The sequence below is a fragment of the Paenibacillus sp. 11B genome, assembly GCF_030487755.1.
Classification (GTDB): Bacteria; Bacillota; Bacilli; order Paenibacillales; family Paenibacillaceae; genus Paenibacillus; species Paenibacillus vandeheii.
Genome location: NZ_JAUKNS010000007.1, coordinates 97,264 through 111,083, shown reverse-complemented (window position 1 = coordinate 111,083; position 13,820 = coordinate 97,264). Strand labels below are relative to the sequence as shown.

The following is a 13,820-nucleotide window of genomic DNA, read 5'->3' as shown; positions in this document are numbered from 1 at the left end:
GAATTATTCCCCCTCTACCTCTTGTTGTACAATCTCTACCTCATCCGGACGATACACAGCTTGCAGCTGTCCGGCAGCATCTGTGGCAAACAGCACAGAGCGATTTTTCTCCAACAGGAACGTATACAGAACTCCTGTACGCTTATCTCTGACTTTCACCTCATGATCCCAAGCAAACTCTGACACGAATACGTACAGATTTCCTTTCGGGAAGCTCAGCTTCCGGCCATAAATCCCTGCCAGATCACCGCCAGATATCCATTCTAGCTCATGTTCAATGCCAGCCACTTCTGACGCATATCGATACAGGTCTGCCAGCGGCTCATCCCGGCCATTCAACTCCAGCGGCAGCGGACTCCAGATCAATTTGCCTTTGCCTAATGGCAGTAATACTACTTCATCAGGTGTATGATTCTCCGCATGAAGCAACGTTTCCTTTGCCACCTCGGCAATCCGGCGACGACCATACGTGACGCGGTGATTCACCCCGTTAATATTTAGCATTTCTTCTCGCTGTACGTTGCCCAGACTGCGCTCGCCTACAAGGTGATCTGCCCGTTCACTTCTCTTCCAATAGGCATCCAAACCGAGCGGTCCGGTAATAAGCAGCGTAGCTCCTTCCTTCTCCGCGAAGTTCAGCAGCTCGCTTAACGCACCGTTGTCCATGTTGTGCGGACTCGGAACCATGATCAGCTTCGGTGGCTGCTGCTTCAAAGCTTCCAGATGATACTCGGATACAGCCCGGAACGGCAGCTTTAACTCATAAGCCATCACACGGGTAAGTTTCGTTGTTGCATCGTAAGCAAGGGCACGGTTCGAGAAGTCGTTGGAATACGGGAAGACTACTGCAACTTCCTCCAGCTCACGATCGGTAAACAAGTCCCGAATCTGTTCCATAAATCGTCCATAGTCATAAGACACATCGGCCTCAGGTTTTTCCGTACCGTCCGCTCGCAGCGCCCCGATATGAGATTCATTGGCATTATCCATATAGAAGTTGGTATTCCAGATCCACTGCACGGCTCCGGCACCACCTGTTGAGAAGGCATAAGCGTATTTACGCTCCAGAATGCTGTGAAGCTCTTCCTCTGTGCGTTTGGCCCGGCCATCCGGCGTTTCCACATACATGATGCCTGTCTCCTGAATGAGATTCGGTTTATGTGGTGTTTTGGCAAAAATACCGTCCCAGATCAGATCATCATTGAGCCACCAGGAATGCACCGTTGTATAATCCACTTCCTGTTCATAGAAGAACGGTGAAGGCCGCTGTGCTCCAAGAGCTTCATCCTGTCCCACGGTAACCAGGTGATCAGGAACGAGATCCTTGATCGTGCCTACAAGCTCTCTTGCCCAAACATTATGCATCTCCATCGAGAAGAGACAGTAATCCAGCCAGCGTGTTCCCTTTTTAGCCTTGTGCATATCCTGAACATCGAAATTGATCTCTTCCGGCTCTGGAATGACTGCTGCCGTAAAGTCCGGGAGCTGCTTAGGTGACATGTTCCATGCCTCTTGCAGCGCTTCAATCGTCTGATGACGCTGCTGAAGCCACTCGATAAACGCCTGCTGCTCATACAAATCTCGTGCCGAACGTGGACCATTCGAGAATATGCGCACCGGATCAAACATCGACGGTTCATTAATCAAATCCCAGTCCACATGTGTGGAATGTCTGTGACGACTGACAATGCTGCGGATGAATCGTTTCTGTGCATCTACGCTCTGCGGGTCCAGATACGGATTCGTTCCTTCCCACGTCTCAGGTGTAAAGGAGAAAAAGGTAAACGTCACTTGAAGGCCATGCCGTTTTGCCGTTAACAGGAACGCATCAATGGCGCGTTGTACATCCTCGGACATGTGTCCATCCACCTGCATCATGTTGCGATAGGCAGTCCAGATCCCGGTCCGAATCCAGTTAATGCCCGCTTTCGCCATCTGTGCCATATCCCGATCCCACACATCTGCATTGGGCAAGAACAGAAATTTCCGTGCCACGTCAGAGGTCATGTAGGTCATACCAACAACAGGCAGCGGACGCCCGTCTTTGATAAAATAATCTCTGCTGCGTGTAATAACTTCACCTTCTGCCAACAAGGCCGCGTCCTGCCCCCAGAAACCCTGCCGCATTATGCGAACTTCTCCATCTGGTGCCTGAACACGACTCACGATGCGGTACAGCCCGCTCTCGATTGAAACCGGAAGAAGAATGCGTTCAAAACGCTGCTCGCCGGAAATTTCCATCTCCAGGTGATGATTCCATACCTTCTCTACCGTGCCATTGGTGCGATTCTCCCGTTCAACCGTCAAATCAAACGTCCACACCTCAGGCTCACTTCGTCTGCTGCCCGCACGCTGTAGAATTTGGGTTTGGAGAATCAGTGAAGCTCGTTCACCCGGTTCATACGAAGCATAGTTCGGCTTCAGAGATAGCTCGGTTACACCTTTGGCGCAATACCGTGCCCAATTCACCATTTCAGCTGCTCCGTTCTGTTCCCAGAAGATAGCTGTCAGAGGCAGGTGCACAAACAACCAGCGGGAACTGGCAAACGTACTGCGGGAGTTTTCCCACAATACGATCGGGGCAGCGATGCTGCGACCATCCTTGCTATAGCCTCGGAGCAGCGAAGAAATCTGCGTGCTCATCGGACCTGAAGAACCCATCTGATGTGGTAAATCGCTAGTTTTGGTTGTATGAGGTACCAGGTTCCACGTATCCGCACTTTCGAACATTCCTTCCTTACCTGCAAGGAGCGGAATATCTTCGGATGAAGTTAGTGAATCCACTTTGGCTGCGGATACCTGTAACGCCTCATGAATGTAAAGTTCCTGGTGATATGCCGTTTGTTCCGACTCGGAAACCCATGTCCCATTCTCCTGACGAACAGGACGCTTAAATGGTGCGCCACCAACGCTGATCAGGCTTCCGCCCTGATGAAGAAAAGCTGCAATTTCGGTCCAAGCCGATTTTGGAAAATAGGGTGCATGCAGATTCACGAAACACCCTTCGCCTGCCGCCCTGCTCAAAACCGAAGCCAATTCATCCGCGCCTGCAACGATGACTTCTTCGGACGCATTCCATGAATCAAGAGCATCTTGCGTTGGCAACGTGCCTTGCACCGGAAACGCTGGATCAGAGAAAATAATCAGCTTGGTTCCCTTCACCTGTGCGCTACTCATAGCAGGCCATCCTTCATGGATTTATAGACCAACTGGGAGAACAGGCTGTTGGACCAGGCAAACCATTTTCTTGTGAATATCGTCGGATCGTCTGCATGGAAACCTTCATGCATATACCCTGTATCCGCATCTGTTGCTTCCAGCATCCGAATAATCTCCAGCTTTTCTTCAGCAGACTGGGCCGTTAACCCCTGCATGGACAGACCCATATGCCAGATGTAATCCGGCGGTGTATGCGGGCTGCCGATTCCTTTGGCAACTTTGCCTTCATAATAGAACGGATTCTCTTTGCTGAGCGCAAAACGTCTCGTATTCTGATAGATCGGATCATCCGCTGTGACATAGCCAAGGTAAGGAATGGACATCAGTCCAGGTGTACCCGCATCATCCATCAGGCAGTAGTTGCCGAAGCCATCCGTCTCATACGCGTAGATCGGGCCAAATTCAGGATGACGGTAAATCCCGTAAAGCTGAATACCATGATCTACTTCAGCTTCCAGATCCTTAAGCTCCTGCAGAAGTGCCATGTCACGGAACACCCACTCCGCGAACTCCTGCATATGACGCAGGGCAACAACGGCAAACATATTGCCAGGGATGTTGTAGTGAAAATCACACGCGTCGTCACTGGAACGGAATCCAGACCAGATCATACCTGTGTAATTGACAGGCATGCCTCGTCCATTATTGCGGATCGAATCCGTAGCAATGCCGTTATTGCGGGTAAAGCTATATGGTGATTGCTCCATGTGATGCTGCTCCACGCGGAACAACTCCACGATTTTGAGCATTGCTGCTTTGAAGCTGGAATCAAAAATATCCGTCAATTCGGTTTCTTTCCAATATAAATAAGCCAGACGGATAACAAAGCACAGGGAATCAATCTCGAATTTGCGCTCCCATACCCAAGGTGACATCTCCGTCACGTCGGTTGTGTTCCAGTGCCAGTCATTGGCTGTCTCATTGAAGGCATTGGCATACGGATCAATATGAACGTACTGGATGTGGCGCTTGATCAAACCGCCAATGATACGTTGCAGATCTGCATCTTCCTTCGCAAACGGAATATAGTGCACCACTTGCTCCACGGAATCACGCAGCCAGGAAGCTGGAATATCGCCAGTGATGATAAAGGTCGTGCCGTCATCCATTAATTTCGTTGTCGTTTCAATCGTATTGGGAAAACAGTTCTTGAATAGTTGAAGCAGCTTCGGTCTGTGCGCCAGCTTCTGCTCCGCTTCTTCCATTACAGCCTGAACGGCTTGTGGCAATGCAACAGGTGGCATCGGTATTTTGGGTAGTCTGAATTGTTCCATGAATGAGTGCACTCCTTAACAAATTGAATGGTGTAGCTGTAAAAGATCAGCTGAGAACATTCACACTAACCACTACGATGACAGAATAACCTTCCGATCGCTGTTATCCCCAGATTTTTTTGATTCCCTTCTCCAGAAGGTAAAATCCGGGGATAAAGGCGAAGCATATGCTTTCGATGTAGCTTTCTTTCAGAAAGCTTTTAGCTTCACTTCTTCAGGTTATTTCTGTCCTCTCCGTTAACGTGTGAATAAAGAGCTGAACATACATAGCTCAGAGTATTTCAAAAAGGTTTACCGTAGTAGCACGGTTTTTATTTCGTAAGGTTTAAAGGACAAAGTAATCTGACCATTGGTACTGGCCAGCGGTTCGCCTGCTTCTTCCAAAGCATTGGAGTGATAGGCTTGCTCAAATGCATGCGGCCATTGCAGCGTCACCCGTTCACGTATGCCTGAAGATTCATAGAAACGGAGCACTGTACCGTGTCCTCCCTCAGCCGGTTTCACCGTATCCAAGATGACATGGCTGCCATCGAATTTAATCCATGCTCCAGTTGCCGGGCGTACACCTTCGTTCTGGTCCACCTGCTGCACTGGCACTTCATGATTCAATTCAGCTGCCTGACGCACGGTATGTGCACTTCTCCAGTCACCTTCATGTGGATACAGGGAATAGGTAAAGTGATGTTCTCCAAGATCCGCAGTTCGGTCAGGCCATCTCGGTGCACGCAGCAAGGAGAGGCGAATCGTGCTTCCCTGTACGTCGTATCCGTATTTGCAGTCATTAAGCAAACTGACGCCATATCCGTGCTCCGCGACATCTGCGAAGCGGTGTCCGCACACTTCATACTGAGCTTGCTCCCAACTCGTGTTGCGATGGGTCGGACGCTCCAATGCACCGAATGGAATTTCATAGGTTGCTTTGGAAGTCACTACATCGATCGGGAAACCTACTTTGAGCAATTTATGATCTTCATTCCAGCTCACATGGGTCTTGAAATCGATCCGTCGATGGTCATGATAGAATATAACGTCCTGCGTGATTTCCGACTGATGGATTTTCCAGCGGAAGCGAAGTACATCCTTCGTCGTGCCTGCCAGCACCAGTTTCTTCTCCACAAGCTCCGCTTCTCCAGCAACCTGGGCCTCATAACGGCTGTCGATATCCCAAGCATCCCAGAGCGTCGGACGGTCATGGAAAAATTGAAATTGATTGCCGCGTTCACCCGGCTTCAGGATCTCGCGTTCTGCTGTCTTGTCCCACAAGCGAGATATCTCGCCTCGATCGTTAAACTGCACGTGGTAATACGCGGTTTCCCATGTATCTGTAAAATTCTTTTGGCCGGCAATGCTCGCCATTTCCCGTACATTCGTTTCTCTTGCATTTTCCAGTACAAGCCAAATCGTCTTATGCCCAAACGCTGGAATGTCGGTTACCAGGATCGAAATTTGTCCATCCTCCCGATCCATTCGCAAACGCTGGCCCTCTTCATCTATGACGTAACGATCAAATCCATCATGCATTTGAAGTTGAATGACTGCACTTCGAGTCCAGCCGAGACTGTTGAACACAACATAGGGAACAGAACCCTCAGGCCCCTGCGTGTTAATCTCCTTCGTCAATGCCGCAACCCCTTGATTCAATCCTGCTCTACCTAACTCAAATACCTGAACATACTCCTCATCCGAAGTTACATAGGATTCCGTAATGGCCGAACCAGGGATAATATCATGGAATTGATTCAGCAAGATCAGCTTCCAGCCATCATGCAGGGAAGAGCGTACTTCCGCTTCCTGCTGTGCATCCATATTCGATAGTGCAAGGGTGTTCCAGAGCTCCGCTTCACGATAAAGCACCTCAGCCTTCCGGTTGTTGCGCTTATTGCGGCCATGAGTCGTATAGGTACCCCGGTGAAGCTCCAAATACAGGTCGCCTTGCCATTTTGGAAGATCAGGCTGTGCCTTCTCGATTCCGGCAAAAAAGGCTCCGGCCGTGCTATACCCATTCTTCGGCTGTCCCACCATCAACTCCGAACGGTCCACATACTCCAGCATCTCTCGTGTTACGCCACCACCGCCGTCGCCATGCCCATACAGAAGCATATGCTCAGGATGCGCCGCCTTCTCGCGGTAAGACTGCCAATGATCATGAATATCCTTCGGCAGCGTGTGCTCGTTGACACCATGATTGAGATACGACAGGATAGCCGTTCCATCAATGCCTACCCAGTGGAAAAGGTCATATGGGAACACGTTCGTATCATTCCATCCGAGCTTGGTCGTCATAAAGTACTCGACATTCCCATGCTTCAAAATCTGAGGCAGGGAAGCACAATAACCAAATGTATCTGGTAGCCATTCAATCTGGGATGTTTTGCCGAACTCCTCCATATAAAAGCGCTGACCGTATAACATCTGACGAATCAGAGATTCCCCGCTCGGAATGTTCAGATCCGGCTCAACCCACATACCGCCAACCAGTTCCCATCGTCCTTCAGCAATGCGCTTCTTCACCCGTTCATACAGCTCGGGATCATGTTCCTTCAGAAAAGCATAGAGCAAAGGCTGGCTCTGTGAATACATATAATCGGGATATTCATTCATAAGTGCATCCACCGTGGAGAATGTACGACTGGTCTTCCGCACCGTCTCACGTACAGGCCATAGCCAGGCAATATCGATGTGCGATTGCCCCACCATATGCTCCAAGCCTTCGGCGTTTCCACCAATCTCACGCACTTCATGAATCAATCTTTCTTCGATACTGTAGATGCCATTTCCCTGCTTGACAGCCTCTTCAGTCAGTCCAACAAATTGATCCATCGCTCGATAGATCGCTTCCAGCAGGCGCACACGGCGGAAATCACTTTCTGGCAGCAGCACCGCGGAATCACGCACAATCGTGACCGTGTACATCAGGCTGCGGACAGGTTCATTCGGTCGCACCAACAAGCTGTGGATCGATGTAATCGGCGGTTGAATAACCGCTTGCTGATTTAATGGATCGACAGGCTCAGGCACCGGATCAAATAACTCAATCTCAAGGTCGGGCTGTGCCCCTATTCGGGAAGGATCGAGTGTTACATACGTATGATTGCGATCCAGCCCCTGATAGGAGTGTCCATTCACCCGCAGCAAGCCTTCTCCACCGGATTCAAATACAAGTCCGTAAGGTTCCTTCTGCCAGGAGGCAGGAACTTCCAGACGCGTACGGAAGAAATAGGTCGTTCCCTGCTCGCTCGGGAAACGATCCAATCCCTCTCCTTCCGGATAGGCCTTCTGATCTTCATATTGTCCTGGTACTTTATAATAAGCGCGAGTGATGTCCCAGCTTCGCAGCTCCATTTGCTCCAGCCACTGACGTTCGGATAACTCGCGAATAAATCGTCTGATGCGTTCCATTTCCTTACGCCCCCTCTACCGTCAGCTCGGTGAACTGCGTATCATTCACATGTCTTCCGATATGAATATGGAATTGTCCTGGCTCAACGACAGGCTTGAGATCACGACCGATATATTGCAGCTGCTCAGCTCCAATATGGAAGGTTACAGTCTGCGTCTCTCCGGGTTCCAATTTCACTTTAGCAAACCCCTTCAATTCCTTGGCTGGACGAGCCACTAGGCTGACCACATCGGATACGTACATCTGAATAACTTCTGCACCTCTGCAAGCCCCTGTATTGGTGACATCCACGGATACGGTAACCATCTCGTCTGCTGTCATCGATTTCGTACTCAGCTTCAGCTCGCTGTAATCAAACGTAGTATAACTAAGGCCATATCCGAATGGATAACGAGGCTCCAAATCCTCTTCCAAATATCGCTTGCCGCGTGATCGTTTACCATTGTAGTAGACCGGTAATTGACCCACATGCTTCGGAATGGAGATTGTCAATTTACCGGACGGATTCACATCGCCAAATAAAATGTCCGCAATGGCATGTCCGCCTTCCTGGCCTGGATACCATGCTTCCAGAATGGCATCGGCATGTTCATCTACCCAAGGCTCGGTAATCGGACGACCGTTAATATAAACAATGACAAGTGTTTTGCCGAGCTTGTGAATCTCTTGAATCAGCTCCAGTTGTACTCCTGCAAGTCCAAGCATCATACGGTCAATGCCTTCCCCGCACTCCATGTCATTCCATGAATTATCCGACACATTGGAAGCACCGGTCTTCAGATCGATCGTTCCTTCACCAAAATCACGGGCGCTTGAGCCCCCAACGACCATGATGACTGTATCGGCCTGACGTGCAGTTTCTATCGCGTGCTCGAACCCTTCCCTTGAATCGCCCTTGATGCGGCAACCCGGTGCGTAGAGCACTTCAACTTCACCATTCGAATTTCCATCAGAGCCTTCCCCTACGTGCCCATTCTTACTAACGGCAAGCTTACTGCGGATGCCATCCAGCACCGTAGCCACTTTGGATTTTGGTTGGGGGGATGTATAATCGCCCAACTGGTTGTAGGCTTGGTCTGCATTAGGACCAATGACAGCAATTCGGCCTGCTGTTGCCGTCGACAGAGGCAGAGCTGCAGCTTCATTTTTGAGCAGGACCACACCTTCTGCTGCCAATTGGCGTGCCAGTTGAATATGCTCTGCGCTGCCGATGACTTCTGCTGCTCGATCAGCATCCACATAAGGCTTCTCGAATAGTCCCAGCTTGAATTTCAGCGCCAGCACGCGGCGGACAGCCTGATCCAGTACATGCATTTCAAGCTTGCCTTCCGAGATCGCCTGCACCAGATATTGTCCAAACATCTCACCGGACATTTCCATATCAATACCTGCCTGGATGGCCTGTACGGATGCTTCCAATCCATCGGCTGCCACATCATGCCCATTGGAGAGCATGTTGATAGCACCACAGTCCGTAATGACCAGACCGTCAAAACCCCAGCCTTTTCGCAAAACATCCTCCAGCAATTCCGTATTAACCGTACACGGGATACCGTCGATTTCGTTATAGGCCGGCATAATGGATTGAGCGCCTGCTTCAACAGCTTTTCGGAACGGATACAGGTCTACTTCCAGCAGTTCACGCCAGCCCATGTGCACCGGTCCCGCATTGCGTCCACCTTCCGAGCTTCCATAACCGACAAAGTGTTTCAGTGTAGCCGCTACCGCATCCTCCTGGTCCAAACTTTCGCCCTGAAGTCCTTGCACGGATGCAACAGCCAGTTCGCCAATAAGGTATGGGTCTTCACCAAAGCATTCCTCGGTACGTCCCCAGCGTGGATCACGTACAACATCCAGTACCGGGGAATATGTTACCGCACCGCCCTGAGCACGTGTCTCACGGGCAACCGCCCGGCACATATCACGGTACAGGTTCACGTTCCAGGTACTGCCCAAGAGCAGGGGAACCGGATAGACTGTACCGTCAATCGCCATATGTCCGTGTGAGCATTCCTCTCCGATCAGAATGGGAATCCCCAGTCTGGAATGCTCTACAGCATGACGCTGAATGAGGTTTACGGCTTCTGCCCCTTCTCTGGCAGACAGTCCATTTTCAAGCGTAACACCCGTCCATGGATCTGCACGAAGCGCACCATACAGGGAGCCTACGCCCCCGTTTTCCACCTGCTGCTTAAAGGATTCATTCAGCGTGATGTTTCCCTCATCATTCGTATAGGTCTGCCAGCCAAAGGGCTGGATGAGTTGACCCGCTTTTTCCTCCGTCGTCATTAAGCTCAGCAGATGTTCTACTCGCTCTTCCACCGATTTGCTTTTATCCTTATATATCATCATCCTTCGATGCCTCCATCTGTAGAAGTGATTCGGTTACTCTTTAACGGCTCCGACCGTTAGACCCTGTACAAAGTAACGCTGGAAGAACGGATAAGCGAAAATAATCGGCAATGTGGCGAGAACCACCATAGCCATCCGTGAAGTATCCTGCGGAATGGATTGCATCGCCGCCAGACTCATCGAGCTGTTCGCCGAGTTCTGCTGGATGAACTGGATGCTGGATTCGATCCGCATCAGCATGGATTGCAGCGGTACGAGGTTCGGATTATCGATATATAACAGCGCATTGAACCAATCGTTCCAGTAACCGAGCGTACTAAACAAACCGATCGTCGCCAGCCCCGGCAGAGACAATGGAATGACAATTTTCAAAAACGTATAAAATTCTCCGGCTCCATCGATTTTTGCCGATTCAATGACCGCATCCGGTACACTGGTTGAATAGAACGTACGCAGGATCATGATATAGAAGGCATTCATTGCAAGTGGCAGGATCAGTGCCCATAAGGTATCTTTCAATCCAAGAAGCTGGGATACGACCATATAGGTTGGAATCATCCCGCCGTTGAACAACATGGTCAGGATGGCAAATATGGAGAAAAATCTCCGATAACGGAAGCTCTTGCGGGAAATCGCATAGGCGTACAATGACATTAGAATTAAACTGACAATGGTACCCAGTACCGTGACCAGAATAGTTACCCCGTACGCTCGCAGCAGCGTATCTCCACTCTGCCAGACAAACTGATAGGCTGCGAGACTCCACTCCGCGGGAATAAGTCGGTACCCGTCACGGGCCAGTACCTTCTCGTCCGTGAGCGAGATGATGACCACAAACACAAAAGGAAATACACAAATTAAAGCGAATAGACCCGCTATGATGTTCATAATTACGTTCCAGCCATTGGATACATGATGGAAGTCGCGTTTTTTTACGAGTTGAGCCACAGTGGTTCACTCCTTTCCCTTATCCTAGAATAGGCTGCTATCTTTATCGATTTTGCGTACAACATAGTTGGAAATGATAACAAGTACAAAGCCCACAACGGATTGATACAATCCGGCAGCTGTACTCATGCCAATCTCACCGCTCGTTTTCAAGCCGCGATACACATACGTATCAATAACATTTGTGACAGAATACAACGTACCTGAATCCCTCGGAACCTGATAGAAGAGACCAAAGTCGGCATAGAAGATACGGCCAACGGCCAGCAAGGTCATAATAATGATGATAGGGGATAACAATGGAATCGTTATATTGCGAATCTGCTGCCATTTGTTTGCACCGTCGATCATCGCTGCCTCATACAGTGACCGATCAATCCCCAGGATTGAAGCGAGATAGACGATGCTGTTGTACCCGATGGTTTTCCATAAAGCGACGAACACCAGGATATACGGCCAGTACTTCGCTTCCGAATACCACTGAATCGGCTCCACGCCGAACCATCCAATAATTTGGTTCAACATCCCCCGGTCCATGCTCAGGAAGCTGAACGCGAAGTATCCAACAATGACCCAGGATAGAAAATACGGTAGGAACATACCTGTCTGATACAATTTGGCCAACCGTTTATTAACCAGCTCCGAGAGCAGAATTGCCAAACCTACAGCGAATACCAGCCCCAGAACAATAATGGCGATGTTATAAAAAAGCGTATTGCGGGTAATAAGCCAGGCATCGTTCGTGCTGAACAGGAATTTAAAGTTATCCCAACCCACCCATTCACTCTTCATCAGACTTGCCCAGAAGCCTTCGCGGCTAAAGCGATATTGCTTAAATGCTGCTACTGTACCCACCAATGGCAAGTAGGAGAAGAAGAAGAACCAGATGGCGCCTGGCAGCACCATGAACAGCATGACTCGGTTTCTAATCAGATTTTTCAAAAATGCGGTCATATGGAGATCCTCCTTCAGGCTTGAATGAAAAAGGATCGGGCGCAACAAGCAGCGGCCCGATCCCTGAATTTACCCTTACTTATTTGCCGCTCTCCAGGCATCAAGCTGGGTTTGGGCTTCAGCCATCACTTTTTCAAGTCCGGCTTGATTGAACTTCTCAATCACTTGCTCCAAATTGTTCTCTGGGTCCAGCGTACCTGTCATCAATGCGGCCCAGTATTGCTCTTTGACATTCTGTACGGCAGTCAGTTCCGACGACACGTTACTTGAGTCAAAGTTAAAGCTCAGAATTGGAGAATTTACACCCTCTGCATTAAACTTCTTGAACTCATCCCATTTGTTATCCGGGTCATTGTTGTTCAGATACAACAACATGTTGTTACCAAGGGAGTAAGAAGGCATATCATAGTTTTTGGATTCAGCCAGATTTTCCATGTGCGTGTCATCCACTTTTTTGTAGTGAACGCCCTCAATACCGGAATCAACCATATTGCGCAGCACTGGATCTGTATTCAACAGGTTCAGGAACTCCATTGCTTTCTCCGGATATTCGGAGTTGGCTGAGATAGCCATAATCGAACCTTGTACAGACGTGTTCGTGATGATCGCGTCACTCGCTGGTGTGGAAACTACCGGATATCCGTAACTTGCCGACCATTGATTGTCCGCGAGCGGTTGTGTCTGTGCACGGTCCAGGAACCAGTTGCCTGATGTAGTCAGGTCGTTGGTCGAACCTGTTGTTGCAGCCTCTGGCGATACATAACCAGCTTTGTAGTACTTGCTCATCGTTTTGAGAGCTGCTTTCATTTCCGGAGTATCCAGAATGTTCACAATCTTGTAATCCGTTGTATCCAGTTTGATTGCCATTGGCAAATTCTGAATGACGTAGTCATAAGGGACATAAGGAACGAAATTTTTATCCATTCCAAATGGAGTCACGCTTGGCTCATTTTCCTTGATTGTTTTGAGCAAAGGCTCCAGACTGTCTAACGTACGAATATTGGAGATGTCCATTTTGTATTTTTCAAGCAGCGTTTTGTTGAAACGCCATACCTCTTGTTGAGGCAGCTCCTTGTTAGCTGGAATTCCGTAGTTGTGTCCGTCTACTTTTGAACCGCTCAGGAATGCAGGATCAATGGTTTTAATGAGATCCTGTCCGTATTTAGGGAGCAAGTCATCCAGTTCCAGGAATGCACCCTTTCTGGCGTTTTGAACATAATCGAATCCGCCGGATGAAGTAAACAGAATGTCCATTGGCTCGCCGGATGCCACGTTAACTTGCATCTTTTGCGGATAGTCGCCCCAGTCAACCATCTTCATCGTAACTGTGGCATTGATTTTTTCTTTGGTGTACTTGCTGACTTCTTCCATCACTTTATTAACATCTTTCTGAGGAGTACCGATGGTATACCAGATCAGCTCGACAGGATCCTCACCTGCTCCCCCTGATTCTGACGCATCCTTGCTTCCTCCACAGGCGCTAAGAACAAGTGTAACCGCCATCAATAATGCAAGTACGAGAGAAAAACTTTTTCTTTGTTTACTCATTTCCTTGATCCTCCCTTTTCGTGTTCCCTTTAGCTCTACAAACTAACTGCTTTAACCTTATCGAATGAAAGCATTTTCAAAAAGAAGATAAACTTAAGTTTTCGAGGTACAAATTAAAGAGAAAT

General features: G+C 49.1%; 7 protein-coding genes. All 7 read right to left on the bottom strand.

Annotation, left to right across the window (positions count from 1 at the left end; all coding sequences use genetic code 11):
• Positions 1-3: 3 nt before the first annotated feature.
• The 7 genes from Q0V21_RS26325 to Q0V21_RS26295 all read right to left on the bottom strand — a co-directional run bounded on the left by Q0V21_RS26325 (position 4) and on the right by Q0V21_RS26295 (position 13,695).
• Positions 4-3,177, bottom strand: a complete 3,174-nt coding sequence (locus tag Q0V21_RS26325) for a beta-galactosidase (RefSeq protein WP_301881285.1) — start codon at positions 3,175-3,177, stop codon at positions 4-6.
• A complete protein-coding gene (locus Q0V21_RS26320; protein ID WP_301881284.1) occupies positions 3,174-4,493 on the bottom strand; it encodes a glycoside hydrolase family 125 protein in 1,320 nt (439 codons plus the stop codon). The genes Q0V21_RS26325 and Q0V21_RS26320 overlap by 4 nt, the downstream gene beginning before the upstream one ends.
• A 291-nt stretch (positions 4,494-4,784) precedes the next feature.
• The gene (locus Q0V21_RS26315) at positions 4,785-7,892 is read right to left on the bottom strand and encodes an alpha-mannosidase (protein WP_301881283.1); all 3,108 of its coding nucleotides are present in this window, start codon (positions 7,890-7,892) and stop codon (positions 4,785-4,787) included.
• A 4-nt stretch (positions 7,893-7,896) separates the two neighbouring features.
• The gene (locus Q0V21_RS26310; RefSeq protein ID WP_301881282.1) at positions 7,897-10,245 is read right to left on the bottom strand and encodes a glycoside hydrolase family 3 N-terminal domain-containing protein; all 2,349 of its coding nucleotides are present in this window, start codon (positions 10,243-10,245) and stop codon (positions 7,897-7,899) included.
• Between the two features lie 33 nt (positions 10,246-10,278).
• Positions 10,279-11,133 (bottom strand): carbohydrate ABC transporter permease, encoded by an 855-nt coding sequence (locus tag Q0V21_RS26305; protein ID WP_236642230.1) that lies wholly within the window; start codon positions 11,131-11,133, stop codon positions 10,279-10,281.
• Between the two features lie 84 nt (positions 11,134-11,217).
• Positions 11,218-12,147 (bottom strand): ABC transporter permease, encoded by a 930-nt coding sequence (locus Q0V21_RS26300; protein ID WP_024632639.1) that lies wholly within the window; start codon positions 12,145-12,147, stop codon positions 11,218-11,220.
• Positions 12,148-12,222: 75 nt separating this feature from the next.
• Entirely contained in the window at positions 12,223-13,695 is a 1,473-nt protein-coding gene (locus Q0V21_RS26295) for an ABC transporter substrate-binding protein (RefSeq protein WP_285078461.1), read from the bottom strand.
• Positions 13,696-13,820: the final 125 nt, after the last annotated feature.